Origin of the sequence: Microcoleus sp. S1D4, assembly GCF_036700765.1 — a bacterium.
Lineage (GTDB): Bacteria > Cyanobacteriota > Cyanobacteriia > Cyanobacteriales > Microcoleaceae > Microcoleus.
On record NZ_JAUBPP010000010.1, the window covers coordinates 55922 to 82176 of the forward strand.

General features: G+C 43.7%; 25 protein-coding genes. 17 read left to right on the forward strand and 8 right to left on the reverse strand.

Translation table 11 applies throughout. From position 1 onward, the window contains the following. Window positions 1-28 precede the first annotated feature (28 nt). The gene (locus tag QT998_RS12595) at window positions 29-1480 is read right to left on the reverse strand and encodes a hypothetical protein (protein WP_333115488.1); all 1452 of its coding nucleotides are present in this window, start codon (window positions 1478-1480) and stop codon (window positions 29-31) included. A gap of 632 nt (window positions 1481-2112) precedes the next feature. On the opposite strand from QT998_RS12595, the gene QT998_RS12600 reads away from it, so the two are divergent. The 3 genes from QT998_RS12600 to rph all read left to right on the forward strand — a co-directional run bounded on the left by QT998_RS12600 (window position 2113) and on the right by rph (window position 5547). Further along, window positions 2113-3612: a GUN4 domain-containing protein gene (locus QT998_RS12600; RefSeq protein ID WP_333115485.1), complete on the forward strand. Its 1500-nt coding sequence runs from the start codon at window positions 2113-2115 to the stop codon at window positions 3610-3612. 510 nt (window positions 3613-4122) lie between these two features. Further along, window positions 4123-4677, forward strand: a complete 555-nt coding sequence (locus QT998_RS12605; protein WP_194068898.1) for an adenylate kinase family protein — start codon at window positions 4123-4125, stop codon at window positions 4675-4677. 156 nt (window positions 4678-4833) lie between these two features. Then, window positions 4834-5547: a ribonuclease PH gene (gene rph, locus QT998_RS12610; protein WP_194068900.1), complete on the forward strand. Its 714-nt coding sequence runs from the start codon at window positions 4834-4836 to the stop codon at window positions 5545-5547. A gap of 40 nt (window positions 5548-5587) precedes the next feature. Here the strand turns inward: rph and QT998_RS12615 are convergent, their stop codons facing one another. Together QT998_RS12615 and QT998_RS12620 are read right to left on the reverse strand one after the other, a co-directional pair. Continuing rightward, window positions 5588-5950 (reverse strand): type II toxin-antitoxin system RelE/ParE family toxin, encoded by a 363-nt coding sequence (locus tag QT998_RS12615; RefSeq protein ID WP_333115483.1) that lies wholly within the window; start codon window positions 5948-5950, stop codon window positions 5588-5590. Further along, window positions 5940-6194 carry a type II toxin-antitoxin system RelN family antitoxin gene (locus QT998_RS12620; protein ID WP_333115480.1) on the reverse strand — a complete coding sequence of 85 codons (255 nt, stop codon included), beginning with the start codon at window positions 6192-6194 and terminating at the stop codon, window positions 5940-5942. Before QT998_RS12620 ends, QT998_RS12615 begins: the two co-directional genes overlap by 11 nt. A gap of 156 nt (window positions 6195-6350) precedes the next feature. Here QT998_RS12620 and QT998_RS12625 point away from each other — a divergent pair, with 156 nt between their 5' ends. Next, window positions 6351-6914 carry a Uma2 family endonuclease gene (locus QT998_RS12625; RefSeq protein WP_333115478.1) on the forward strand — a complete coding sequence of 188 codons (564 nt, stop codon included), beginning with the start codon at window positions 6351-6353 and terminating at the stop codon, window positions 6912-6914. Window positions 6915-6986: 72 nt separating this feature from the next. Here the strand turns inward: QT998_RS12625 and QT998_RS12630 are convergent, their stop codons facing one another. Together QT998_RS12630 and QT998_RS12635 are read right to left on the reverse strand one after the other, a co-directional pair. Beyond that, window positions 6987-12500, reverse strand: a complete 5514-nt coding sequence (locus QT998_RS12630) for a trifunctional serine/threonine-protein kinase/ATP-binding protein/sensor histidine kinase (protein WP_333087371.1) — start codon at window positions 12498-12500, stop codon at window positions 6987-6989. 542 nt (window positions 12501-13042) lie between these two features. Beyond that, complete coding sequence (locus tag QT998_RS12635) at window positions 13043-13489, reverse strand: KTSC domain-containing protein (RefSeq protein ID WP_333087370.1); 447 nt, start codon at window positions 13487-13489, stop codon at window positions 13043-13045. A gap of 813 nt (window positions 13490-14302) precedes the next feature. Here QT998_RS12635 and bchB point away from each other — a divergent pair. From bchB to QT998_RS12650, 3 genes are all read left to right on the forward strand, one after another. Beyond that, on the forward strand, window positions 14303-15829 hold the full coding sequence (bchB, locus tag QT998_RS12640) for a ferredoxin:protochlorophyllide reductase (ATP-dependent) subunit B (protein WP_333115475.1): 1527 nt from the start codon (window positions 14303-14305) through the stop codon (window positions 15827-15829). 88 nt (window positions 15830-15917) lie between these two features. After that, on the forward strand, window positions 15918-16292 hold the full coding sequence (locus QT998_RS12645) for a type II toxin-antitoxin system RelE/ParE family toxin (protein WP_333115473.1): 375 nt from the start codon (window positions 15918-15920) through the stop codon (window positions 16290-16292). Then, on the forward strand, window positions 16289-16615 hold the full coding sequence (locus tag QT998_RS12650) for a helix-turn-helix domain-containing protein (RefSeq protein WP_333115471.1): 327 nt from the start codon (window positions 16289-16291) through the stop codon (window positions 16613-16615). Before QT998_RS12645 ends, QT998_RS12650 begins: the two co-directional genes overlap by 4 nt. Window positions 16616-16685: 70 nt before the next feature. On the opposite strand, the gene QT998_RS12655 is transcribed toward QT998_RS12650, so the two are convergent. The 3 genes from QT998_RS12655 to QT998_RS12665 all read right to left on the reverse strand — a co-directional run bounded on the left by QT998_RS12655 (window position 16686) and on the right by QT998_RS12665 (window position 18103). Next, complete coding sequence (locus QT998_RS12655) at window positions 16686-17177, reverse strand: PIN domain-containing protein (protein ID WP_333218041.1); 492 nt, start codon at window positions 17175-17177, stop codon at window positions 16686-16688. Then, window positions 17122-17418, reverse strand: coding sequence for a hypothetical protein (locus QT998_RS12660; protein WP_333115469.1), 297 nt, complete (start codon window positions 17416-17418; stop codon window positions 17122-17124). Before QT998_RS12660 ends, QT998_RS12655 begins: the two co-directional genes overlap by 56 nt. 67 nt (window positions 17419-17485) lie before the next feature. After that, complete coding sequence (locus QT998_RS12665; protein ID WP_333115466.1) at window positions 17486-18103, reverse strand: Uma2 family endonuclease; 618 nt, start codon at window positions 18101-18103, stop codon at window positions 17486-17488. Window positions 18104-18754: 651 nt separating this feature from the next. Here QT998_RS12665 and QT998_RS12670 point away from each other — a divergent pair. The 10 genes from QT998_RS12670 to QT998_RS12715 all read left to right on the forward strand — a co-directional run bounded on the left by QT998_RS12670 (window position 18755) and on the right by QT998_RS12715 (window position 26245). Next, a complete protein-coding gene (locus QT998_RS12670; protein WP_333115464.1) occupies window positions 18755-19669 on the forward strand; it encodes a polyphosphate kinase 2 family protein in 915 nt (304 codons plus the stop codon). A gap of 761 nt (window positions 19670-20430) precedes the next feature. After that, window positions 20431-20931 (forward strand): universal stress protein, encoded by a 501-nt coding sequence (locus QT998_RS12675; RefSeq protein ID WP_333115462.1) that lies wholly within the window; start codon window positions 20431-20433, stop codon window positions 20929-20931. A gap of 13 nt (window positions 20932-20944) precedes the next feature. Further along, entirely contained in the window at window positions 20945-21205 is a 261-nt protein-coding gene (locus tag QT998_RS12680) for a hypothetical protein (protein WP_333115459.1), read from the forward strand. A gap of 2 nt (window positions 21206-21207) precedes the next feature. Continuing rightward, complete coding sequence (locus QT998_RS12685) at window positions 21208-21444, forward strand: hypothetical protein (protein WP_333115456.1); 237 nt, start codon at window positions 21208-21210, stop codon at window positions 21442-21444. A gap of 46 nt (window positions 21445-21490) precedes the next feature. Continuing rightward, window positions 21491-21856, forward strand: a complete 366-nt coding sequence (locus QT998_RS12690) for an HPF/RaiA family ribosome-associated protein (RefSeq protein ID WP_333115454.1) — start codon at window positions 21491-21493, stop codon at window positions 21854-21856. Window positions 21857-22073: 217 nt separating this feature from the next. Further along, window positions 22074-23045 (forward strand): DnaJ C-terminal domain-containing protein, encoded by a 972-nt coding sequence (locus tag QT998_RS12695; protein ID WP_333115452.1) that lies wholly within the window; start codon window positions 22074-22076, stop codon window positions 23043-23045. Then, window positions 23042-23353, forward strand: a complete 312-nt coding sequence (locus QT998_RS12700; RefSeq protein ID WP_333115450.1) for a chaperone modulator CbpM — start codon at window positions 23042-23044, stop codon at window positions 23351-23353. Before QT998_RS12695 ends, QT998_RS12700 begins: the two co-directional genes overlap by 4 nt. A 78-nt stretch (window positions 23354-23431) precedes the next feature. Continuing rightward, complete coding sequence (locus QT998_RS12705) at window positions 23432-23812, forward strand: hypothetical protein (protein WP_333115448.1); 381 nt, start codon at window positions 23432-23434, stop codon at window positions 23810-23812. Window positions 23813-25073: 1261 nt separating this feature from the next. Beyond that, window positions 25074-25427: a DUF5335 family protein gene (locus QT998_RS12710; protein WP_333218024.1), complete on the forward strand. Its 354-nt coding sequence runs from the start codon at window positions 25074-25076 to the stop codon at window positions 25425-25427. An 80-nt stretch (window positions 25428-25507) separates the two neighbouring features. Beyond that, window positions 25508-26245, forward strand: coding sequence for an SDR family oxidoreductase (locus QT998_RS12715; RefSeq protein WP_333115445.1), 738 nt, complete (start codon window positions 25508-25510; stop codon window positions 26243-26245). The last annotated feature ends 10 nt before the right edge of the window (window positions 26246-26255 follow it).

The window sequence follows — 26255 nt, forward strand, 5'->3', positions numbered from 1 at the left end:
TCTGAGTGAACTGAGGTTACTTCACCATCTAACGCGGGGCTATGCGTTGCAATTCCTTAGCTTGTTCTAAAATTTTCTCGAAGTCTTCTTCGCTCAACCGCTGGATGTAGTTTATTTTGAACTCTTCTAGGAAGTCGGACAGCAGCAGTTGTATTTCTTGCCAGGTTTGCTGCTGTTGGAGTTCGGCTCCTAAAGCTTGCCCGAAATGTTGGACTAGCTGGCTTGAGAGTTTGGTGCCTACGGGGTCTTCGCTGGCGCTTTTAAAGGCTTCGTAGGCATCTTGGGGGCCGAGGGTGACTAATTTGGATAGTTCTGCAACTAATTGCTCTGCTAGCTGTGCGGGGAGGTTTCCCAATCCGGGCACTTGCTTCCATCCTTGATAGAGGGGGGATTGTTTGAGAAATAATTCTATATTGTAGCGGAGGAGGGCTTCTAGGTCTGGCTGGAGTTGGGGCAGGACTTTGTAGACGGTGATTTGGACTAGATGGGTGGCGATCGCTTCTATTTCGTTGATATTGTTGATGTCTAAATATTGCTGTTTTGGGGATTGAAATAGTTGACGAGCTAGTTCGCCTGTGGTAATAGATTGTTGCATCTGGTTGATGAGCTGAATTACTACTACTTCGGTCAATTCTTGGGCGAAGTTGGCGACGAAACCTCGGCTGATTTGGGTGCGTATGGGGTGCAGATCGGGCATTTTGGCTTGGTGGATGCGAATTGTGACGGGCAATATTCGCAACAGGCGCCAGAACGGGAGGAACAGGAAGATGTCGTACCACCGCCAAAGCATGGCCGATCGCCAAGTGACGCTGCGGTGTCGGCGGCTGATGAAGTAGGTGCGGGCTAGAAATTCGATCGCGAATAAAGCCATAAATGGCAGGTCGATTTGCCAGAAGTTGTCAGTAAATTCGCCGTTTTCTCCCATCGTCCGGTAATAGTTGGTGGCGATTAACGGCTTAATTTTGGCATCAAACCAAGTGATTTCTTGTTGCCAGCCTTTTTTGTTTAAATAGTTTTGACTCCAGAATGTTGTGAATGATTGTTTGGCGGAGTCTTGCGGATTCGGGGCGCGATCGCGCATCCGGTCTTTGATTTTTTCTAGGGCACCGCTTTTTGATGCTACTCGAAAGGGATCTTCGTCGATCATTTTTGCGGTCAGATTGTTGATTTCCTGCAATTTTGCTGCTACTTGGGGAGATTGCAAGCCTGTTTGCACTACTAAAATTTTTAATTCTTCTAAAGTTTCTAGATATTTCTTGGTGTCTCGGTGCGGTTTAATTCCTTTAAATGGGTCGTATATTTTGGTGATAACTGGTAGTTGCCGGAAGTAAAAATCACGCCACGGTATGTAAGTTATGTCAAATAATACTAGACTGAAATTTCCGATGGCGACGAGTGCCATGAATCGCTCGAACCAGGGAATTTTTGCTAATTTTTTGCTGTTGGCGGGAGTTTTAGATGGCGGTAGTTTGGGTGTCACTGTCAGTTCCTAATTAAGTAGACCGAACGCAATAAATTTAGGTGGTAATAGCTGAAAAAAAACAGCAGCTTAAACTGGCTAATTGTCGTTCGCGCAATCCGAGTGCGATCGAGCCAGCTAATATTTATTTTAACGTAGGGAGAGTTAGGGAGTTTGGGATAGTTGATTTGGCAGGGTTTTGGTAAAATTTTATACGTGATAAAGGTTGAGGTCGATCCTCTTCGAGGGCTTCGCTAACGAACTTGAGGACAGCGACACCTCCGGTTAGTCTGCTTCTCTCTGGCAATAAAATTATATCTCAGGCAGAATCCTAAGTTTTGTTTTCGGCCTTGCAAAACTAACTGGCTGGGTAATAAATTACTATTTTTGTTAAATCTGCTGGCTATTTGACCGCTAAATCAAATGTATTGAGCCGATCGAAGTTTAGGATTAGATTTGGACTTCGAGTTTGAGGTCAAACCATCAAGAGAGTTATACTTGCTTAGGGGCAGTCTGGCGAGAGCGATCCCGAGCGCGACGGTGGCTGCAGCTATGCTAAGGTACCGAGTCTCGCCTCCACAAACACCAACTCGCGATCGGAATCTTGAATAAAATGACACCCCGAGTATAATTTTTCGCATTTTTTTTAATATATGACATACTGCCTTAATCTCGATTGCCCAAGAGACAAGCGTCAGAACCCACCAGGCACAAAGTATTGTCTTAATTGTGGTTCAAAGCTGCTGCTAAAAGACCTTTATGCAGCTACTGAGCCGCTACGCGATGGGGGATTTGGTAGAACTTTTAGAGCGGTTAATCATGGAAAATTTGAGGAATTATGCGTTATAAAACAGTTGTCGCCCCCTCTAGAGTTTCAGCGAAAACCTGCTCATTTTAAAAAGTATGTCCGACTGTTTGAACAAGAAGCAAGGCGGCTTTACGAACTGAAACACCCACAAATTCCTCAGTTAATTTCTTATTTTGAGGAAGATGGGCGCTTGTATTTGGTGCAAGAGTTTATTGATGGCAATAATTTAAAGGATGAGTTAGAAAAATATGGTGCTTATAGCGAAACTAAGACAAGGGAACTGCTGTTAGATTTGTTACCTGTGCTGAATTTTGTTCACGAGCGTAATGTCATTCACCGGGATATTAAGCCTGAGAACGTGATCCGGCGAAATCGCGATCGCAAATTCGTGCTGATAGATTTTGGGGTTTCCAAACAGGTAGTAGCTGAGGCTCCTACCAAGGCAGGAACCAAGTTAGGAACTCCAGGTTACGCGGCTCTAGAACAGCGTCACGGTAGGGCTGTTCCTGCTAGTGATCTTTACAGTTTAGGAGTGACTTGCATTCGTTTGCTGACTTCTGTTATGCCTTATTTGGATATCTACGGCGACATTCACGATGACCTTTACGATCCGCTCGAAGGTCGCTGGCTTTGGAGGGAGGCTTTGCCGAAAGGAACAAAAATTAGCCAGGATTTAAGTCAGATTTTGGATAAGTTGATTCAGGAATATGTCAAAGACCGCTATAAGTCTGCTACGGAAGTTTTGGAAGTTATCAAACCTCCTATTGTTGTGGTGCCAGGACTGGTAAATTTGCAGCAAGCAACAGTTCTCAGTCCTTCATTACCGACTCAGCCCGTGACTGGTACTTCGCCAGTTGCTGTGAATTTAGAGTCAGAAAAAGGTATTGATTATTCTGACTTGGAAAGGCTGCTTGCTGCTAAAAATTGGCGGGGTGCTGATGAAGAAACTTCTGTGAAAATGCTGGAGGCGATGGAGCAAGTTTCTACTGGTTATTTGAGCGAGGAAGATATTAGGAAGTTTCCTGTTAAGGATTTAGAGACGATTGACCAGCTTTGGGTTAGGTACAGTCACCGCAGGTTCGGCTTTTCTGTGCAAAAAAATTTGTGGGTAAAGTTGGGGGGAAAGCCTGGTGTTTATGATGCTACTGTTTGGGAGAAATTTGGCGATCGGGTGGGGTGGCGGGTTAACGGTGAGTGGGTATATTATACTGAATTGAATTTTACTTCTAAGGCAATGCCTGGACATTTGCCGGGAGGGACTGTTTTTGGGTGGGAAGGTGGGGTTTTGTGCGGTGTTTTGGGTTTGGGCGGGATCTGGTTTCTGCTGTCGCGCCGAGATTTGTAGGAAGAAGGAATAAGAAAGTCGGAAGCAGGGGCTAAAGGCAGGAATTAAGAAATAATATACCTCTTGTACTCATTCACAAATTATCTGAAATTATCTGCGTATATCTGTGTTGTATCTGCCTAACATCTGCGGTTTATGTATTAATGGAGGACTTATGCAATATGGTTTAATAGTAACTAAGTTTTGACGGCGGCTCCGATCTTGGGTTCGATCGAGCCTGTTGAACAATATATAGTTTACTTGGCCGATCGCACATCAGATAGAACGCTAGATGTACAATTAGTCAAAAGCTAGTCGCAGTCGCAGTCACAGTCGTTTGGTTTTTTTTGAACTAGACGAGCGCGGCGGCGCAGAAACGGGGTTTTTTACCCAAATATGGCGGGGATCGCCAAAAATAGACAGTTACAGGATGAATGAGCAAGGCAAGAGGAATCTTGGGAAGTCGGGGATTGTCAAGAAAAGGTAAACATCGCGTAGAATTTTAATGTCGCGGCACGAGGAGCAAGCAGTGTGAGATTGGTAATTCTGGGAGGGCCAGGAGCGGGAAAGGGAACTCAGGCTGAACTACTGTGCAGCAATTTGAGCATCCCTTTGCTGGCATTAGGGGACATTCTGCGGGCCGAAATCGCAGGTAAAACAAACTTGGGCAAGTTGGCGGTGCCTTATGTAGAATCGGGCGATTTAGTGCCCGATGAAATTTTGATTAAGTTTATCGGCCGCCGGCTTTTGCTGTGGGATGTCTTTAATGGCTGGCTGTTGGAGGGATATCCGCGAACGGCTTTTCAAGCTGAGGAATTGGATTTTTTATTAGAGGGTTTGGCGCAGGAGCTAGATTGGGCAATTTGGCTGAAGGTTCCCAATGAAGTTTTGTTGAGCCGATCGATCGAACGCGATCGATCGGACGACGAGCCAGAAATTTTACACCGCCGGCTAGATTTGTTCGAGGAACGCACTATTCCTATCTTAGAGTATTACGAGTATCGCCACAAACTGTTAACTATCAACGGCGACCAATCCCCCGAACAAGTGCAGCAAGATATTCTCAAAATGGTCAGTAGTCAGTAGTCAGTTGGCAGTTGGTAGTTGGTAGTTGGCAGTAGTCAGTAGTCAGTAGTCAGTTGGCAGTTGGTAGTTGGCAGTAGCTGTTATTTGTTGATTATTACCAATAACAAGTAACGAGTAACAAACAACAAACAACAAACAACAAATAACAAATAACTTATGTCAATAAAACGTGCAGATGGCAGACAGCCAAATCAACTTCGTCCGATTAGTTTCGATCGCGAATTTACGAAATTTGCCAGCGCCTCGGTGCTCGCAAAAAGCGGCGATACTCAGGTACTGTGCAGCGTTACAATCAAGCCGGGAGTGCCTAGGTTTCTGGAGAATACCGGAAAAGGCTGGCTGACGGCGGAGTACCGGATGTTGCCCGGTTCTACGCCGCAGCGGCAAGAACGGGAATTTATGAAGTTATCGGGACGCACTCAAGAGATTCAGCGGTTGATTGGCCGGAGTTTGCGATCGTGCTTGGATATGGAGCTTTTGGGCGAACGCACGATACTTGTGGATGCGGATGTTTTGCAAGCTGATGCGGGGACTCGCACGACTTCAATTAATGGCGGGTTTGTGGCTGTGGCTGATGCTTTGAATAAGTTGGTGCAAAAAGGTGATTTGGTGCGATCGCCCTTAATTCGCCAAGTGGCGGCCGTGTCTGTGGGACTTTTGGAAAATGAGCTATTTTTAGATTTGAATTATCTTGAAGACGTGGCGGCAGAAATTGATTGTAATGTAGTGATGAATGGGGATTTGAACATCATCGAAATTCAGGGAACTGCGGAAGAGGGAAGTTTCAGCCGCAGTCAGTTAAATCAAATTTTGGATTTGGCAGAAACTGGGATTCAGGAATTGTTGGAGGCTCAGCGGCAAGCTTTTTAACTTGGTTAATTTTAACCTCGTGATTACCGACATTAATCATTCATTCATCCCGGTCTAACTCAGCTAAGATGTTACGAATCTCATTAGGACTAATATCTTCTCGATCTGATTTAGCATAAATGGTTAATAGCAGTACGCTAGTCGGTGATTCAACTTGATAGATCAGTCGATAACCAGCGCTTTTTCCTTTTTGAATATTGCTATTTCTGACTCTTACCTTCAAGATGACATAATTTTCACCCATTCCGGGGATGCGATCGCCAATAAAATTCCCCTCTTGGAATTGTTCAATAATTGGCTGAGTATCTAACCTGACATTGCGATATTTTTTTGAGAATTCACGCAAATTCCGTTTATACTCAGGCGTTAAATCAATCTGTACGATAGGCGTTTCATTCGACATCTATTCCCTCCCACATTTCCGAAAGGGGGATGCGTTGTCCGGCTTTTGCTTCCTGTAATGCTCTCCTGAGACTTGCTTTCACTTCGGCAATGGGAGTATCATCAGGATCGATTTCTGTTTCCTCTGTTACTTCGGCAAAAAGTACGATCACTCGCACGCGGCTGGGAGGGAAGTCTTCGAGCGCGCGATCGAGCAATAATTGACCTTTTTCATCTATAGTTCCCAATACTTCAACAGCTTTCATCTGTTTCTCCTGAAGGTCTTTTTAATCAATTTTATCATATTTTATGAGAGTGAAACAAGCTTGATATTGGAGAGCGATCGCCCTTCATCAATCCTCGCGCAGGGAAGCCAATCTTCCTGTTATCCTAGAAACAGACTTCATTACCCGATCGCACTTATGGTTGCTTTACCCGATCGCCCATTGATGAGCGCAGAAGAATACCTGGCTTGGGAACCCACCCAAGAAGAACGCTACGAGTATTGGGATGGCGAAGTAGTCGCCATGACCGGCGGCACCCGCGATCACAATCGGATTTCAGGAAATTTCTTCAGGATACTAGATGATGCCCTTGTCGATCGCCCTTGCGAACCTTACATCGCCGATGTCAAAGTCCAAGTGGAACCAGGGCGAAAGTATTTTTATCCTGATGTTGTCGTAACTTGCGACGATCGCGATAACGATCCGCAATTGGTGCAATTTCCTTCCTTGATTGTCGAAGTTTTATCACCTTCCACAGAAGCAGCGGATCGCGGCAGCAAATTTGCTAAATATCGCCAATTTTCAACCCTACAAGAGTATGTTTTAGTGCAAGTTCAACAGCCCGGAGTAGAACTGTTTCGACGCAATCAACAGAGTCAGTGGGTGCTGTCAGAATATAGTTTGGGTGATTCTTTGCTACTAGAATCGGTGGGTGTGGAAATTGCGATCGCCGATTTATACCGCCAAGTGCAGTTTTCTTAGTCCGCAGAGGCGGACATTGTTTGTGTAGACGCGGTTTCAACCGCCGGGTATTCGCCCAATATTCGCTATTTCTTACAAAACTTGCCGCGGGGCGATCGGAATCTCAATCACAAACTCCGTACCCTCTCCCGGTGCAGAAACGCAAGTCAAATTGCCCCCGTGCGAACTAACAACAATCGAGTGAGAAATCGACAACCCCAAACCAGTCCCAGAACCCACCGGTTTAGTTGTAAAAAACGGATCGAATATCTTGTGTAGCACCTCAGCACTCATCCCCGGCCCGCTATCAGCAATTCTAATTATCGCCGAATTCCTGTCTGTCAGCTCCGTAGAAATTGTAATAGCCGGCTGTTTTTGAGAGCTTTCCGGGCAATCTCTTGCCAAAAGCAGCGCATCAATCGCATTGGTCAAAATATTCATAAATACCTGATTCAACTGCGACGCATAACAAGTAATTAACGGCAGTTTGCTATAATTTTTAATCACCTCAATTCCCAAGCGCCCGCCCTCTTTCCTCAAGCGCGGTTGCAGCAGCATCACCGTACTGTCAATACCTTCGTGGATATCAACCGACTTCATTTGCGCTTCGTCGAGGCGCGAAAAATTCCGCAAGCTCAGCACAATATCTCGGATTCTTTCCGCTCCAACTTTCATCGAATCCAGCAGTTTTTGCAAATCTTCGCTCAAAAATTCCAGTTCAATTGTTTCTATTTCCTCTAGAATTTCATCAACAGGTTCGGGATAGTTTTGCTGATAAAGCTCGATCAATTTCAGCAAATCTTTTACATATTCGCTAGCCGGATTGAGATTGCCGTAAATGAAACTTACAGGATTATTAATTTCGTGGGCAACACCAGCTACCATTTGCCCCAAACTAGACATCTTTTCAGTTTGGATTAATTGAGCTTGAGTGAGTTTTAGCTCGCGCAAAGTTTGTTCTAAACGCTCGTTTTTTTCATTTAACTCCTGCGTCCTTTCTTGCACTTTCTGCTCGACCGAATTGTAAAGCAGAGCATTGTCTAAAGAAATTGCAACTTGGGAAGAAAGCAGCCTTAAAACTTCTAATCTGTGGGCATTAAATGCTCCGATTGTTAAATTATTTTCTAAATAAAGAATGCCGATTAATTTGCGTTGATTGACTATCGGCGTACACAAAAGAGATTTGAGCTGGTGTTTTACCACATAAGGATCTGCCGTAAATCGCCCCTCAGCCGTCGCATTGCTCAACACTACGTCCGAGCGAGTTCTTTCCACAAAATTAATCACCGTCACAGGTAAATCCTGACATTCTTCAACAGGCGTAAATTGCAGCACCGCTACATCTTCAGCAATTACTGACGCTTGAGCTGAAATTAACAATTTTTCATCTCTCACCAAAATCAAGGAACCAGATTGGGCACCCGCATTTTCCAGCGATATTCTCATCAAAGAAGCCAGCAATTTGTCTAAAACAATTTCGCTGGAAATCGCCAGAGATGCTTTCATCACACTTGCTAAATCTAGCACTCTCGCATCGCTGCCAGTAGAAGTATGAATAGTTGTTGTAGTTGGATTGTTGTTAAAACTTCCGTGCAGCGGAGTCATTTCTCGCAACTGCGGATACTTTAGTTCTAAATCTTCAACTTTGCGGACAGCGCCCCAGCGCAAGTAGCACGAGTGAGCTTCGCGCAAGTGGATTTTGGCATATTGATATTTACCTTTACTCAACCAAAATTTGGCGGCTAGTTCGTTAGCGAGGGCTTCATTTTGGATAAATTCGTTGTCTTGAGCTAAATTTATCGCGAAATCGTAAAGCTCTACAGCTTCTGAGTCTTTTTTGGTAATTCTAGCTATTTCTGCTTGTACTAAAAGGTATTTGTGCAGAAAGTTTTCGCGACAGTTGTCCGCCCAAATTTTCATCTCTTTTTGATTGGCTTCTAACTTTTTCAGGTATTGTTTTTGCTTGTCTTTTGAAACAGTGGGAAAAACTGCAGCTAAAACTAGAGAAAAGAAAAAGTTCCATTCGGTAGCGGGTATTGCTGCGGTAATAAAAGATAGCTGCTTTTCTACTTCCAAAGCTAGTTGCAGCGCTTCGTTGTAGTTGCCATACCAGTACATTACCTGGCATTTGCGAATCTGATAAAGGCACAGCGAGTACAAATTTTGATGAGCTAGACAGTTTTGTACGTATTCAGCTTCGCTGATATCTTCGCTCTCAAATACAAACTTGTCAGAAGTGAGTTGGCTCAAGTTGCGGAGAATTAACTCTGCTCCTAATAATATATCGGTAACAAGTTGATTTTTGGTTTTTTGGCTAAATAGCAAATACCTGCTGGTGTCTGCCAGCATGAGGGATATTTCTTTCCCTTGGAAAAAGTAGTTGGCTATGCGGTTGGAGAGAATATAACCCGCATATTCTAAATCTCCTGATTCTAAGGCAGCTTGATATCCTTCATTGCTGATGGCGTGGCAATCTTTGATATGGTTGAACCAGTAATAAAAAATACTGACTAAGGAGGAACAAGCTCTGCATTTCAAGCCGATATTCCCAGATTTTTCGCTCAAATTTAGGGACAACATGGCAAATTGATAAGCTGCTTTGTAATCTCCATAAACAGCGTTTAAGAACATACCGTAGCCCGCGTAGCAGAGAGATGCTTCGGGAACTAAACCGTAGGTGAGAGAGAGATTGACTCCTTTTAAGACGCTGACTTTCCACAAGTCGGGATTTTTTAGGTAAGCTGATGTTAATAAGTTTGTGATTAATTTAACGGCAACTTTTTTGTCTGGTACCGTCATTTCTGGTGCGTCAATTAAGGAAGAGATGTCTTTACCTGCTAAAAGTTTTTTGGCTGTTGCTGATTCTTCGGAGATGACTTTTTGCAGCCCGTCTAGCGGTAAGTCAATTCCCAGCAAGTTCAAAGCTTGGATTCCGGCTTTAACGGCTTCTTCGTACTTGGCGCGGAGGGTGTACTGCACGATCAGCAGGTTGTAAATTTCTACTTTTTCTAAGGGCGATCGCGCTTTTTGCAAAGTTATGTTAATAAATTCTTCGGAATGCTCGAAATAGCCGTTTAGATACTCAACATTTGCCCGCTCCATGTGCAGAGCAAAGGCTAAGTCGTAGTAAAAATCCCAAATATCGGCCGTCAAACCGTCCATACCAGCAGTCAAATACTCCAAAGCTGCAACATAAGCCGTGGCATCTTTAGCTCGGCGGGCGGCGTCTAAATTCAGGGTTGCTAGTTCAATTAATTCTCGCTCGTCTCTAATTAGCGATCGAGCTACATTCAAGTGATCGACTAATTCAAAAATTCTGTCAGCGCGATACTCAGCCGGAGTGTTTTCGAGGATTTGCCTGCCTATTTTCAGGTGAACTGCCTTTTTTTCCGAGTCGTCGATCAGAGCGTAAGCTGCTTGTTGTACGCGATCGTGCAAAAACTTATAATTCAGAATCAACAGCGGAAACATCACATAATCTAAGGACTTGCTTTCCAATTCCGAAGTTGGCAAAATCAGTCCCGACTTAATCGCCGGCAGTAAGTGCGAAAAAGTTTCCGACGCTTCTTTTTCATTAATTAAAGAAAGAGTATTCAAATCAAATTCGTTGCCCAAACAAGCCACTAAACGCAAAACTTGCTGCGTTTGCAACGGCAGTTTTCTCAACTTCTGCACCATCAAATCTACAACATTGTCAGTGATAGCGCACTGCTCAATTTGAGTCATATTCCAATGCCAGCCGCCCTTGCTCCCCGACTGAGGCGGATGAAAAACTAGCAGGTTTTCTTGATACAATGTTTGCAGAAATTGATTAACAAAAAAAGGATTACCGTCTGTTTTGTTGACAACCAGTTCAGCTAAAGGTTTGACAGATTCGCGATCGCTGTGCAAAGTTTCGGCAATCAAATCAGTGATATTTTCGACCCCCAGCGGCGACAAAGCAATCTCATTAATGATGGCTTCCTGATTTCGCAGCGTCTCCACAGTCATCATTAAAGGATGAGTGGGACTGACTTCATTATCCCGATAAGCGCCGATTAAAAACAGATATTGTGTAGCTTCATCTGTCATCATTAATTCGATCAGCTTGAGAGTCGCAGAATCTGCCCACTGCAAATCGTCGAGAAAAATCACCAGCGGATGTTCGGGCTGACAAAATACGCGAATGAAATTTTGAAATACTAAATTAAAGCGGTTAAGAGATTCTGTAGACCCCAATTCAGCGACAGGAGATTGAGCTCCGACAATTAGTTCAATTTCGGGAAGTATATCAATAATAATTTGCCCGTTTTGACCGAAAGAAGTGCGGAGTTTTTCGCGCCAAACTGCCAATTGAGCTTCGCTTTCAGTTAATAGTTGTCGCACTAACTCCGAAAAAGCGCTGACAACTGCAGAGTAAGGAATAGTCCGTTTGTACTGGTCAAATTTTCCCCAAATAAAATAACCGCGCCTGTGGGTAATGGATTTGTCTAAAATCTTCACCATTGCAGATTTGCCAATGCCGGAATAACCAGCAATCAGCATCATCTCGCTGCGGGATTTATGCTGTCCTCTCGCCAGCACTGACAGGGCGCTTTCTTTTTTCGATTTGAGTTCTTTCTTGATGAGAGAAATTTGTGATTGTTCGAGGCGGTAGGCTCGATTATTTGTGGCGGCTACCCGTTCAAATGCTGCTAAAAGAGTTTCAACTTCTCGCTGTCTACCGTAAAGTTTTTGAGGAATTTTAAATTTGTCTGAAATATCTTGGTGTCCGAGAGCAAACTCGGTAATAATTCCAGATGTTTGCAACTGAAACAAACAAGCTTCCAAATCTGCTTTGAGCCCCCAAGCACTTTGATATCGATCCTCAGCGGTTTTCGCTAACAATTTCATGAGAATATCTGAAATAGCTTTAGGAATTTCTAGTGCAATTTCAGCGATGGGTACTGGCTGTTTGGCGATGTGACAGTGAACTAACTCCATCGGATCGGTTGTGGGAAAAGGGAGCTGTCCTGATAGGATTTCATAGAAGGTAACGCCGAGGGAATAAAAGTCTGTACGGTAATCAATTACCCGGTTCATTCTGCCAGTTTGTTCCGGCGACATATAAGCTAAAGTGCCTTCTAAAAAATTAGGATCTTTATTGGGAAAGTCTTCTAGATCGGATGCAGTTGAGATACTAAAATCTATGAGTTTAACTTGTCCGGTAGCTGGATTAAAAACTATATTAGAGGGGTTAATATCTTTATGAATTACATTGCGAGCGTGAATTTCTCCCAAGGTTTCAGCAACTTTGATGGCTGCAGTCAAAAATCCTAAGATTGTAAATTTTTGGGAAGCCATGAAAATCCTCAAAGATTCGCCGCCAAAATCTTCTAAAATCATTGCCAGACTATTTCTAACCTGCTGCAATTTGTATACTTTAACAACTCCTTCCAGGAGGTTTAAATTGGCGGTAATCTCATATTCACGCTTGTATCTATTGAGTTCTTCAGGAGTCGGATAGTCTTCTTTGATCAGTTTGATAATAACGGGTTGGTTGTCTTGCTCGTTGCGGCCGCGGTAAACCAGGGAAGTGCTGCTTTCATAAATGAGAGCGAGAACTGCAACGCCGGGAATTGCCATCATAGTTGGGTTCTCTCAAATTAGGTGTGCTTGGTCAATATTACAGGACTTACGCGCGGCGGGCTAGAAACCCGATTGTTTCGTTGCTAGTCGTTGACAAACCCCAGATTTTTTCCTATAAACCAGGGTTTTTTCGTAAATCCTATGTTATTCTTCATTATCGCTTAAGAGCTATCTTTTGGGGTGTGTGGGAAGATCCGCCTTGACAGGAAAGAGCTGCTGCTTTCTAAAGCGCCCTGGGGCTTTCGTCACCTCAGCAGTTAGGTAAACAAAAGCACAAATAGAGAATTTGTGCAAGGATTTGGTGTCAGGATCGATCGCACGGTTGACAAAAAAACAATCTCACCTTTGCTTTTATAGTGCGATCGCTTGCGAGACTCGCGATATCTCAAGCTGGCACTGCAAAAAAACGCTTTTTGCCAAAAGGAGACGATCCTAAAAAAACAATCTCAGCTTTTAGGAGATTGTTTGAATTTAGCTTGTTTGTAGTGAAAATAGGCAAGTTATTACACATCGCTCAAACCGCTTTTAGGTACAACTTCTAACTACGCTGGTTCATCTACGCGCTGGCTCGAATAATAACCTTTAATCTCGGAGTTAAAAAATCTGCCTGTAGAATCGGCATCTTGCAGAGATTCCCAAATTTCCGGTTCTACGTCGCTGTATTGATAGACTGAGCCGCTGCTAAATTCTATTTGTAAAACTTGCTCTTCTTCGTTGTATCCGATCGCTCTCGCCATTTGGGAATCTACGGACATCATAGCAATTGGTTCGCCGCAGGGAGCAATTTCTGGTAATTCAATAGCGCCATTGAGTTCCGTGGAATCTGTATTGGCGATGAAATCAACCATTTGCAGGCCGTGCTTTGCAGCTTCGGGTGCGGCAATTTCGATAAATTCGATTTCTGCGCCGCGATCGATCAACAGTCCTAACTGGCCGTTAGAGTGACCGACAGCTAAGACGCTGCTCAAGTCAATTTTGGATAGTTTCATGGGATTTGTCAAGAATTTGTTTTAGGTCAATATTTCCCCTAATTAAGCAAGTTTCGCGACAGAGGAAATAGTGGATTAATTAATAGTGTATTTGATGTTGCCTAAAAAGTCAATAGCACAGTTGGGCGAAAATTATTTTATCAATTTAGGGGTCAGGTGCGGCTGGGGTATCCTAGGTTAATAAGATGTGTCCGGTTCTTAACGAAACTTGACAATACATTAAGAATTATTGCCATAAAACCAAGGTAAAATTGTGGGAAGGGCGAGTGAAAACTTAGCCAGCAAAAGCGTGTGAGGATTTTTCTCATCTGTAAATCTTCAGAAAGTTATTATTTCTAAAGGATTCATCCGGTGAGAAAATCGGAAACAACCTTAAAATTTAGCAGTAATCGCCCGATCGGGCAAATCTCAACCAACATCAGGAAAAATACCTGTCAGTAACTCAGCCCTAAAGGGACTGAGCTTGTTAGAGCGATCGAGCAAGCTGTGCTGACGGGCCGTATACCTTAGAGGTCTACGTTATTTGAGTCATGACACCCTGTGGATGCGAAGCTAGTCAAGAGCCCTGTCATCTGCAATTAAACAGTCTTAAAGTCACTGAGGCAGTGTTGCAGGTCTAAAAAGCTCTTATAACATTGACCGACAAGCTAACATTACCCCGCAAGGGAGATCGATCGAGGCAACCATACCTCACCGGAGGGGCAACCATACCCCTCCACCCCTCGCCGGAGGGGATTCAAGGCGGTTAAAACCGCCAAGTCGTTTCCTCTCAGGTCTAAAGACTCTGAGCTTCCCACTTACCGAGTATTGTTTATGAAATTGGCTTATTGGATGTACGCAGGCCCAGCCCACATCGGCACTTTGCGCGTGGCCACTTCCTTCAAAAACGTCCATGCGATCATGCACGCACCCATAGGAGACGACTATTTCAACGTCATGCGTTCCATGCTGGAGAGGGAACGGGATTTCACCCCAGTAACTACCAGCGTGGTTGACAGACACGTACTGGCGCGGGGTTCGCAGGAACGGGTGGTGGACAATATCACCCGCAAAGACAGAGAAGAACACCCAGATTTAATCGTGTTGACTCCGACTTGCACCTCCAGCATTCTGCAAGAAGACTTGGAAAACTTCGTGGAGCGAGCTCAATTGGATGCCAAAGGCGATGTATTGCTGGCGGATGTCAACCATTATCGGGTAAACGAACTGCAAGCTGCAGATCGCACTTTGGATCAAATCGTCCAATTTTACATTAACAAAGCCCGCAAAAAAGGCGATTTAGTAGAAGCCAAAAGCGAAAAACCATCGGTGAATATTATCGGGATGTCTACGCTGGGTTTTCACAACCAGCACGACTGCACTGAGTTGAAGCGTTTGATGGCAGATTTGGGAATTGAAGTCAACGAAGTTATTCCCGAAGGTGCTTCGGTTCACAACTTAAAAAGACTGCCGCGCGCTTGGTTTAACTTGGTTCCTTATCGGGAATTGGGGATGATGAGTGGGGAGTATTTGCAAAAAGAATTCGGCACGCCGATGGTGGATATTACGCCGATGGGTGTGGTAGAAACTGCCCGTTGTATTCGCAAGATTCAGCAAGTTTTGAACGCTCAAGGTGCGGATGTTGATTATGAAGATTTCATTGACCAACAAACGCGGTTTGTGTCGCAGGCTGCTTGGTTCTCAAGGTCGATCGACTGCCAAAACTTAACCGGCAAAAAAGCGGTCGTATTTGGCGATAATACGCACGCTGCGGCGATGACGAAGATTTTGGCTCGTGAGATGGGAATCCACGTTGTGTGGGCTGGAACGTACTGCAAACACGATGCTGACTGGTTCCGCGAACAGGTTAGCGAGTATTGTGATGAAGTGCTGGTGACGGACGATCACGGGCAAATTGGAGATGCGATCGCCAAAGCGGAACCTTCGGCAATTTTCGGCACGCAAATGGAACGCCACGTCGGTAAGCGGTTGGATATTCCGTGCGGTGTAATTGCTGCACCGATTCACGTCCAAAATTTCCCGATCGGCTACAAGCCATTTTTGGGTTATGAAGGTACAAATCAATGCGTAGATTTGGTCTACAATTCCTTCACTTTGGGAATGGAAGACCACTTGCTGGAAATCTTCGGCGGCCACGATACCAAGGAAGTGATTACCAAGGGTATTTCGGCAGATTCTGATATGAATTGGACGAAGGATGGACAGGCAGAATTGAATAAAATCCCTGGCTTTGTGCGGGGTAAGGTGAAGCGGAATACTGAGAAGTTTGCGCGCGAACGAGGGATTGAGAAGATCAATGCTGAGGTGTTGTACGCGGCCAAGGAAGCTGTCGGCGCGTAGTTAGTTGGGTAAGGGCATCTACAAAAGATGCCCTTGCTTATTTATCAAATTATTGTCTGACTTGTTTTTAGAGAAATTTCCATATAAAATGAGTGATAGTGAGGACATTATAGAGATTGCTTTACGACCTCTTGTTTGGATGGGAGACTCTCGCAGAAATATCCGCGAGTTTCCTCAAGAGGTACAAAAAGCAGTAGGTTATGCGCTGCAACTGGTGCAAGCAGGGGAAACACCTTTACAAGCCAAGCCTTTTAAAGTGGTGGGTAGCGGTGTATATGAAATCGTAAAACGCTACGATAATGATACTTACAGGGCAGTTTACGCTGTAAAGATTGGGGAAAAAGTCTATGTCCTGCACGCTTTTCAGAAAAAATCAAAGCAGGGGATTAAAACCCCACAAGCTGATGTTGACCTGATTAAACAACGCTATAAGAATGCAGTGGCAAGGGAAGAACAAAAATGACCCAAGAACCCTTTTTTGAAGAAAGCAGCGGCAATGTATTTTCTGACCTCGGACTGGAGGATGCAGATGAACTTTTTACGCGGGGCAAAATAGGAATTCAAGTAATCCGTCTCCTGAAACAACGCAACTTAAAACAGCACGAAATTAGTCAAATTCTTGGCATTCCACAGCCAGAAGTATCTAATTTAATGAACGGAGAGTTTCAACGGTTCAGTGAGGGTAAACTACTGATTTTTCTCAAGCGACTCGATATGGAAATTACTTTGCATCTTCGCCCTCTTCATTCAGGCGATCGATCTGCTGAAACTGCGATCGTGCTATAGCTGTTAAGGCTTCATTATGCAAGTTTCATCGCCTATTGCGATCGCCTTTTTCCAACAAAGTGCGATCGGCTTAAAGAGGTACTTGCACTAACCGCCTGACATCATCTCCCAGTCGAGTAAAATCATTAGGGTTAAGAGTCAACAACACATCCACACCGACTTTCAGTGCAGCTTGAGCAATTAACCCATCGTAAATCCCTCCCCCTGGTAGGTTTAAACTGACCATTTTGCTTACTGTGGCTTGGTAATCCTCAGCAGTCAGAACAACTTTATTAAAACTACTCAAATTCTCTACAATTAACTGCTGTGCTAACCCAGGATTAATCCGAGGTTGACGAGGAATGCGAGTGAGTACGGAGTAAAGTTCAGCTATAGTATGAGTTGAGACAAATCCGTCAATCTCCCGCGCTAGAACTCGCTCCAACCCAGATAAGCTTTGAGAGTGACTAGGATGATCTTCTATCAACGCTGCTATCAGAACGGATGTATCAAATAAAACGTTAATTTTAGATAAACTTCCCGATTCTTTCTTCGCGCATATCGGGAATAATTGTATCCCAATTAATCAGTTCTTGATTTTTTATAGATGATGCTTTGACGACTAAGACTCCACGAACATAATGAACCTCGGACTCTTGATCCATATTTGCTGGTTCGGTGTTGCCAGTTTCATCGGGCGGCGAAGCTACTTCCTGCTTTCTCCGCTGCCATAACAGGAAATCAGCAAAGTTGAGGATTTCTTGCAGTTCCATTTCAGAGAAATTTTTCAGTTTTTCAACAAGTTTTTCTTTGAGAGGTATCACGGCTATTTTTTTCCTTGCTTAACACGACCGCTAGATTCAGTTTAACACGAGGCAACTGAGATCGCCCTCACACCTCATTCTGATTATTCTCTTTTTCAACTTCCTCAAAATTGACTTTCTTATAAATAGCCGATAGAGGAACTTCAACCTCGAAGGAATTAAACACTAATGCGGTATCTTCCTCATCATACTCGGAATACAACCATCTTTTATTCTCGGTTTTAGAATACTGCTCAACATTAATTTGTGTTTGGTCAATCAGAATGTATTCTCGAAAACTAGGAATAGTTTTGTACAATTTAAACTTGTCACCTCGATCGTAATTTTTAGTAGACTTTGATAAAACTTCCACAATCACTTGAGGATTAGTAATCATGTCTGTGCGATTGTTGTGGTACTCAGGTTCCCCAAAAATTACCATTACATCGGGATAAGTGTAAAGTCGCACTTTTGGAACCCACAGACGCACGTCACCGATGAAGACATCATACTCTTGTTCTGGAAGAGCCAAATTTAAAGCAATGTAAACGTTTCCTGCGAGCCGATTGTGATTTGTAGATCCGCCTGTCATAGGAATAATTTCCCCGTTGAGATATTCGTTTTTATCTTCGGCTGTTTCTTCCAGTGCTAAATATTGCTCTTCTGTGAAGTAACGTTGCTCGGTTGTTGGCAAAGTGGTTGTCATGAAGATATTCTCCCACAAGGATGTTGAACAAATACTTTTTTGAATGCGATCGCTCAATTAAATGATAACGCACATTCCCAACCAAGCGATCGCCCTTATTCCTCTTTGTTCTTCTCAATCTCATTTTTTAGCTCATTTTTTGTCGCAAAATATACTTTTCTATTGACATCTACAAGCAGCACTTCTACTTGAAAGGAATTAAAGACTAGCGCCGCTTCTTCCTCGTCATATTGACGTTACGACACCGCTTGTTTGCCAATTTACAATACTGTTTACATAAACCTGAGACTGGTCAATCAGAATATACTTTTGCAAAAATCCAAAGCACCCCACCCCAACCCTCCCCTTATTAAGGGGAGGGAGCAAGATTATTCTTGTTTCTCCCCTTAATAAGGGGGGACTAAGGGGGGTAAATTTGACTTTTGCAACAGGTCTAATATACTCTTGCAATGTCGGAATTGTTTGATAAAATTTAAATTTACCGCTGCGATCGTAAGTTTTTGTAGAGTTCGATAAAACTTCAATAATCACTTGCGAATTCATCTTACTTCAATATCTAAGATCCCAAATGGGTTCTATACAAAACCTTCATGACAAGCTGACGCGATCGCTTATCTCAAGACATTACCTTAATAGGGTAGAATTAAAAGTATGACAGATTCATCCTTAAACCCATTTCCCATCGAAAATCTTGACGATTTGATTCGTCCTTTTATTGTTCCACCAGAACAGAAGATTTCCCTTACTAAAGACTATGACCCAGGCTACAAAGCCGATCGCCTCAAAAAGTCGAAAGCTAAAGGTCAATTAAAGGAAGGTATTGAGGCGTTAGCTGAATATCAGGATATTCTCTATGCCCAAAATACCCACGCTGTGCTAATCATCTTTCAGGCGATGGATGCTGCGGGAAAAGATAGTACCATCAAGCACGTTATGTCTGGGATTAATCCTCAAGGATGTCAGGTGCATAGCTTTAAAGCTCCATCTACGGAAGAGTTAAATCATGACTATTTGTGGCGATGTTCTAAGGCTTTACCCGAAAGAGGAAAAATTGGAATTTTTAATCGCTCTTATTACGAAGAAATTTTAGTAACAAGAGTGCATCCAGAAATCCTAGAGCAGCGACCGCTCCCTGTTAGCATAATTGATAATGATATTTGGAAGCGCCGCTTTGAGGAAATCAACAACTTTGAGAAGCATCTGGTCAATAATGGGACGATCGTCCTCAAGTTTTTCCTCAATGTATCCAAAGAGGAGCAGAAAGAACGTTTTCTAGAACGGATTAATCGCCCTGAAAAGAATTGGAAATTTTCTGTGAATGATGCGAAAGAGCGTGCCTTTTGGGATGACTATATGCCTGTCTATGAGGATATGTTTAATCATACCAGTACAGAATATGCTCCTTGGTACATTATCCCCGCCGATCGCAAATGGTTTACTCGCCTAGTTGTGGCGGGCATCATTTACACGCAGTTAAAGGAACTGAATCTCAAGTATCCTACGCTCAGCAAAGAGCAACATCAAGAACTTTTAACTGCGAAGAAAATTCTGGAAAGCCAGAAATAAGGATGAAAATTGGTTGAGATTAGCGATCGCCATTCCTGTGAGTCGTGATTTTCGGGCGATCGCTCAAACCCAGTAAATTATCTTAGTTTGGTTATTGATCACTATTCTAATCACTATCTTGCTCTATTCATGTATATCATACCATAGCAAGGTTTTAATGTCAAAGATGCGAGGGTATTCTTTAACTCCAATGGCGATCGCATCTATTGAACAGCTAGCAGCGATCGCGGCACGAATATTACTGCCACTGGTGTGTCCTTACCGAGAGGAATGATGGGTAATGGAGGGATGATGCTACTAATATTACTGCTTGCCTCGCACGGCTATCTTTAATGGACACTGTTTGACACACCTACTATTTGTCAAAGCAAAGATTTAGAAAGCAATGCCTTATATCTAGCTACCTACAATCAAAATATCATCCTTTAGAGAGACACAAAACTGCTAGTTTACTGCCAACATTGGGCTAGAGTGAATTTTAGATACATTTTACTTTAACCATTATTTCTGCACTGATTTTAGGACTCGCGATTCTTTAACAAAATCTCAACCTCAATCTCAAGTCAGGGATAGATTTACTATCCGTGATTGAGGGAATTGCGGATTTAGGCTTAAGCATTTACTGGCTCTTGCGCTACGTTCATCTTGGGCAAAAATTTCAGCCCCGGAACTAGCTTTACATCCTAGCCGCAAGGAAATAATTCAACTTTTACAAATAGCAGATTTAGTCAACACTGAAATTAACCTGAAGGCTCAAAATAATGAACTTCAAACGCATTCTAGTTGCCATTAATCATTCTCCTTTAACATCCATCGTGTTCGATCGCGCACTCAATTTAGCGCAGCAAGAGCAAGCTAAATTGATGATCCTTCATTGCCTCGCAGACTTGACTGCGATCGATCCAGGATTACAGTCAGGTGGGACATTTGGAATCTATCCAATCAACACTGGGTTTTCTCAATTACTCCAGGACGAAACGCTTCAGCTACAGATTGAGCAGGCAAAAACTTGGTTGCAAGAATACTGCGATCGCGCAACTGCCCGAAATATTCCTGCTGAATACCAACACAATTTTGGTGAGCCAGGGGCAACGATTTCTAGTGTTGCTCAAGAGTGGAATGCCGATCTGATCGTACTGGGTCGGCATGACCACTCTGCGATCGCAGAATTTTTCGTAGGTAGTGTCAGCAATCATGTGGTCGATCGCGCGAATTGTTCTGTTTTAGTCATAAAAGATACAAATCCCGATAAAGATAAATAAAGAGATAAAAACCGTGAATACAATTGATCGGACTGGTTTATCGGGCTTAGAAATTGGGCAATTAACCATAAAAACAAACACTCTTTCCCCAGAACTACTCCACAAAATAGATGCCTACTGGCGTGCCGCCAACTATCTGTCAGTTGGGCAAATTTATCTCTACGACAATCCATTGCTGAAGCAGCCTCTGCAACTCTCCCACGTCAAACCATTAGTGGTTGGAAATTGGGGTACAACACCTGGACAGAACTTCATCTATGTACACTTGACATGAGGGTGCAAAATGACCTGGATCGCTTTCATCTGGTGCAAGATGTAGTCGATCGTCTGCTGCATTTGGGTAGTAAGGGAGACTATCTCAAGCAGATGATGCAGGACAAGTTGATCGAGCACAAGTATTACATCGACAAGCACGGCGAAGACTTGCCGGAAATCCGCAACTGGAAGTGGGGCGCAGCACGGAATGTCAAGGGTTGGAAAGACAGACAGCCAGATCCTAGTCATTCCATCTAAATATTAAGCCAATCACAATTACCACAGGATACAACAGGAGAACATCGTGCAAATCCAAATTCATACCGGACATAACATCGAAGGTGACAAAGCACTAGCCACTCAGGTTAGTGGTGTAGTTGCAGAGAGTCTAAGCCGATTGGGCGATCGCATCACTCACGTTGATGTTCACCTGAGCGATGAGAACAGCGACAAGAAGGGCGGCGATGACGATATGCGCTGCACGATCGAAGCCCGCCTCAAAGGACACCAACCCCTCGCGGCAACACATCAGGCAGCGACCTTAGACCAAGCTGTGGACGGGGCTGCCGATAAATTGACCAGATCGATCGATAGCACTCTCGGACGGCTGCACGACCAAGAAAATCAGAGAACTGACCCACCTCTATCTAGCTCAGTTAATAGTCAATAAATTTTCCCAGGAGTCAGAGATGAAAACAAGTAAGGGACTATGGAAAAACTAGGATAAAATAATCAACACTTCACGCTCCAGAAATTCTGGAGCAGTGACAACTCCCACCTAGTTTATCAGTCATTTTTTTGAATTCAAATTAAGTTTAGATGAATCATCATTTTTAGCATTTCAGATAGTATTTCAGATAACAGCATTACATATTGAGAGGTCAGTGATGCCAACGGCAACGGATTTTAAAGACTATTACACCATCCTGGGAGTGAGCAAAACTGCAACTCCTGAAGAAATCAAACGGGCTTACCGCAAACTGGCCCGCAAGTACCATCCTGACCTCAATCCTGGGGATAAAGATGCAGAGGCAAAGTTCAAAGACTTGAACGAAGCAAATGAGGTACTTTCCGATCCAGAGAACCGGCAAAAGTACGATCGCTTTGGTCAACATTGGAATCAGCCGGGATACACTGAAGCGCCAACTCCTAGAGGAACTAATGTTTCGGCGGAAGACTTCGATCGCTACGAGGACTTTGATTCATTTATCAACGATTTGCTGGGGGGAATGAAAGGTGGATCGAAACGTAGAACCCAGAACTATCAAACTGCGACCAATGGCTTTAATGATTTTGGTGACGGATTTCGTTCTCAAGCGCCAGCCCCGGATACCGAAGCTGCGATCGCGCTCACATTTTCCGAAGCATTTCACGGTGTCCAGAAACGGCTACAACTCGACGATGAAACAATCAACGTCCGCATTCCCGCAGGCGCAAAACCCGGTAGTCGAATTCGACTCAAAGGTAAAGGTCGTCCTAGTCCATTCTCTCAACAGCGCGGCGATTTGTATTTAACGATCGAGATTTTGCCCCATTCCTTCTTTCGATTCGAGGGTGATGACCTCGTTTGTGACCTTCCAATTCGCCCCGATGAAGCCGTTTTAGGGGCAGAAATCAGTGTTCCAACTCCCGATGGTAGCGTTACAATGAAAGTGCCTAAAGGAGTGCGATCGGGACAATCGTTAAGACTGCGCGGCAAAGGCTGGACATTGCAAAAAGGGGGACGCGGTGACTTACTCGCCAAACTTCTAATTGTCACGCCGAAAGACTTAAGTGCGATCGAGCAAGAATGCTACGAAAAAATCCAGGCAAATACGAGTTTTAACCCGCGTACTCAGTTAGAGGAAATTAAGTTATGAGCTTTAGCCTTTCAAAAATTGTGGTTTCACCCGAAGGTGAACAACTCTACACCTTTGAATATGCTGCATTGGTAACTGAAACTTCAATTACGCTTGTGAAAATTTATGTTGAATTAGGTGTAATCGAACCAATTGGCGACCTGCTGCATTCCCGCGAGATTGCTAGAATTGCTCAGATTCAGCGGTTGCGTCAAGACTTGGGACTGAACTTAGTCGGAGCCGCAATGGTGTTAGATATGGCGACTGAAATTGCCCAATTACGAGCACAACTTAGGGCGTATAAGTCCCATCCATCAAGTACCTTATGAGGTATTTGTCGCGCTAATGAATGCTCAAAGTCAAGATGATGGTAGAAAAGCAAACAATCAAAACTACAACAGCAAACTATGAAAACACTACTGAAGCGATTTGCATTACTGCTTGGTTTGATGACTGGTGTTTCAACTTATCTCGTCTTACCAGCTTCGGCTGACTCTACTGCTGACTTGGTACTCAGTTTGAAGTGCCAAGGTGGATACAATGTTAATGTTTGGAAAAGGTATGATTCGGGCGAACTTCTCTACCGTTCTACAAGTCCTCAAGGTAATTTGAGTTTGGGTAAGGGAACTAGAGAAGATACAGGATCGGCTCAAGTTTATAAGTTTAAGAATGGCAACTATAAATATCAAGTGCTTGGTGGTAAAGCAGATCATCAAGGGAAGGGGACTTTAGAGGTGTTCAAGAACGATCGCTCCATTATGAGTCAAACTTGTACACCAAATGGATGAAAAGAGTTGATGCAAAAGCGATCGGGTCCGAATCTTCCCAAGCTATTGACTCAATCGGAGCAATCTCATGACACAATCTCTCTGGTTGTTTGGAAATCGCTTCAACATCATTGGCGATCGCACCACGATCGGCGGTTAGTACGATCTGCTCGAAAGTTACTTTTAAATAGTTGATGCTTTACACAAGCATCAAATGCGTTATGAGGTATAGCGAACCTATCATATCGTTTCCGGTTGCATCGGAATGATTTAACCGGCGCTAGAACACAGAGGACACAGAGAGAGAGAATAGAGATATGAATAATTCCGATGCTACCGGATTTGATATCAAGCTCTACAAGCAGAAATGTACGCACTGCGAACAGAGGTTCAAACATTAGCACGAAGAGGTTTAAACTAATAACTTGCTAAGAATCACAAATTAAATATAACTCTGCTTTTATAAAAACTCTTCCTGAAGAACGATACCCTCGCCAATCATAAAAAATAGCCTGATAATAAACTACATTGCAGTGGCAGAACGATCGCCAAATGAGTCACTTCAAATTGTTTTTTTTTTAACAAGCTTCGCCTAATAATAATTGAAGTTAAAGGGTGAAGTGTATTTACTTAAACCAATTAGCGCAAGCAAAAATATTGTCACAGCTCATTTGCTTCTGTGCCAAATTAAATCAAAGATACAGAATTTAAAAATGCGAAATTAATTTGGCATAGTATAGCGGTTCTCACAAAAGTGAGATATGCCCTATGCCCTATTCCCTATGCCCTATGCCCAATCCCTCCGCTTCGCGCTCGCCCAATGCCCTGCGCGGGCCAATCCCGGATAGTACCTCATACCAGAGCACAGAAAGGCTATACCTTATTTTGGTTGAGTCTAACTTTTCGTTAAAACATTCAAATGTTAGAGATTAGATGGGGCAAATTGTGCAAACATTCAATCGAAAGGTAGAGATTAGATGGGGCAAATTGTGCAAACATTCAATCGAAAGGTAGAGATCAGATGGGGCAAATTGTGCAAACATTCAATTGACTGCAAAAAAAACAATGGGAGCATCCCAATGTGGTGACAAGCGTTTTTTAGGAGTGCGACCGAGACGCTCGCACGCTATGCCGCGACCGAGACGCTCGCACGCTATATCATCCAAATATATGATTCTGATGCAACCGTCCACGATCTGAAAGCAAAAATGGGATGATCCCAACCCAATTTGTTTTTACTACTTTTTTCTCACAAACAATCATCATGGTGAATAAAATGGAAATGACAAATAAAATTGACATCAACAAATCTGTGCCGATCGAGCGCTGGGGTGAATTTTTCGATCAGTTTACTGATGGCAATCGCGGACGGCATATTTCGATCGAAATCATCGGTTCAGAACTCGGTGATGCAGAACTGATTAAGAATGCACCTCTTCATGCGATGGTTTACGATCGCCCTGGCAAAGGAGATGATTTGGTAATTGAAGTGGGTAAAGATGAGGTGACTTATGCTCACACGATCGATTCACCAACAGAAGTTTTAACGGGACAGAACTCAAACGGTGTGATTGTGGCGATTCGGATTAGTGACGCTGCTGGGACACAAACATTGATTCAGCTACAAGCTAGTTGAGCTGGTAGAATAATCCTGAGTTCAACTTAAACAGCACCCAATGTTTCACGCTCCATACTCAATAACCGGCAGGATTCAAGATGTCTGAGATTCAAAACAAAGTGGTAATCATCACCGGAGCCAGCAGTGGATTAGGTGAGGCGGCAGCGAAGCGACTTGCTGCTAGTGGAGCCAAACTAATGTTAGCTGCCCGCCGCGAAGATCGGCTCAAAGAACTGGTTGACACGATCGCCCGATCGGGAGGAACTGCAACCTACTTAGTAACGGATGTCACCGATCGCGCACAGGTGGAAACCTTAGCCAAGGAAACTTTGAGTACCTACGGCCGAATCGACGTGCTAATCAATAATGCGGGGTTGATGCCGCTCTCTCCCCTCGACCAAATCAAGGTGGAAGAGTGGGATCAAATGATTGATGTCAACATCAAGGGCGTTCTCTATGGGATTGCGGCCGTGTTGCCAACTATGCGCCAGCAAAAGTCCGGTCACATCATTAACCTATCATCTGTCGCCGGACATAAAGTGTTTCCCGGATCGGCGGTTTATTGTGCTACTAAGTTCGCAGTGCGAGCGATCTCGGAAGGGCTGCGATTAGAGTCAAACGGTGAAATTCGATCGACTAATATCTCACCAGGAGCCATTACGACTGAGTTGCTCACAACTATTAGCGATGAAGATACAGCAGCTAACATGAATGGACTTTATGAAATAGCTATTGATGCAGATGCTATTGCTAGGGCGATCGCCTATGCGATCGAGCAGCCCGCTGATGTTGATGTGAATGAAATGATTATCCGTCCGACAAAGCAAGAACTTTAGAGTCACAGAA

What these genes read in the sequence shown, in the direction of transcription:
- QT998_RS12710 (WP_333218024.1), top strand. Translation starts at nt 25,074, where the DNA reads ATGACAAATAAAATTGACATCAACAAATCTGTGCCGATCGAGCGCTGG.
- QT998_RS12620 (WP_333115480.1), bottom strand. Translation starts at nt 6,194, where the DNA reads ATGAAAGCTGTTGAAGTATTGGGAACTATAGATGAAAAAGGTCAATTA.
- QT998_RS12700 (WP_333115450.1), top strand. Translation starts at nt 23,042, where the DNA reads ATGAGCTTTAGCCTTTCAAAAATTGTGGTTTCACCCGAAGGTGAACAA.
- QT998_RS12695 (WP_333115452.1), top strand. Translation starts at nt 22,074, where the DNA reads ATGCCAACGGCAACGGATTTTAAAGACTATTACACCATCCTGGGAGTG.
- QT998_RS12600 (WP_333115485.1), top strand. Translation starts at nt 2,113, where the DNA reads ATGACATACTGCCTTAATCTCGATTGCCCAAGAGACAAGCGTCAGAAC.
- QT998_RS12645 (WP_333115473.1), top strand. Translation starts at nt 15,918, where the DNA reads ATGAGTGATAGTGAGGACATTATAGAGATTGCTTTACGACCTCTTGTT.
- QT998_RS12650 (WP_333115471.1), top strand. Translation starts at nt 16,289, where the DNA reads ATGACCCAAGAACCCTTTTTTGAAGAAAGCAGCGGCAATGTATTTTCT.
- QT998_RS12670 (WP_333115464.1), top strand. Translation starts at nt 18,755, where the DNA reads ATGACAGATTCATCCTTAAACCCATTTCCCATCGAAAATCTTGACGAT.
- QT998_RS12615 (WP_333115483.1), bottom strand. Translation starts at nt 5,950, where the DNA reads ATGTCGAATGAAACGCCTATCGTACAGATTGATTTAACGCCTGAGTAT.
- QT998_RS12665 (WP_333115466.1), bottom strand. Translation starts at nt 18,103, where the DNA reads ATGACAACCACTTTGCCAACAACCGAGCAACGTTACTTCACAGAAGAG.
- bchB (WP_333115475.1), top strand. Translation starts at nt 14,303, where the DNA reads ATGAAATTGGCTTATTGGATGTACGCAGGCCCAGCCCACATCGGCACT.
- QT998_RS12625 (WP_333115478.1), top strand. Translation starts at nt 6,351, where the DNA reads ATGGTTGCTTTACCCGATCGCCCATTGATGAGCGCAGAAGAATACCTG.
- QT998_RS12630 (WP_333087371.1), bottom strand. Translation starts at nt 12,500, where the DNA reads ATGATGGCAATTCCCGGCGTTGCAGTTCTCGCTCTCATTTATGAAAGC.
- QT998_RS12715 (WP_333115445.1), top strand. Translation starts at nt 25,508, where the DNA reads ATGTCTGAGATTCAAAACAAAGTGGTAATCATCACCGGAGCCAGCAGT.
- rph (WP_194068900.1), top strand. Translation starts at nt 4,834, where the DNA reads ATGTCAATAAAACGTGCAGATGGCAGACAGCCAAATCAACTTCGTCCG.
- QT998_RS12675 (WP_333115462.1), top strand. Translation starts at nt 20,431, where the DNA reads ATGAACTTCAAACGCATTCTAGTTGCCATTAATCATTCTCCTTTAACA.
- QT998_RS12705 (WP_333115448.1), top strand. Translation starts at nt 23,432, where the DNA reads ATGAAAACACTACTGAAGCGATTTGCATTACTGCTTGGTTTGATGACT.
- QT998_RS12635 (WP_333087370.1), bottom strand. Translation starts at nt 13,489, where the DNA reads ATGAAACTATCCAAAATTGACTTGAGCAGCGTCTTAGCTGTCGGTCAC.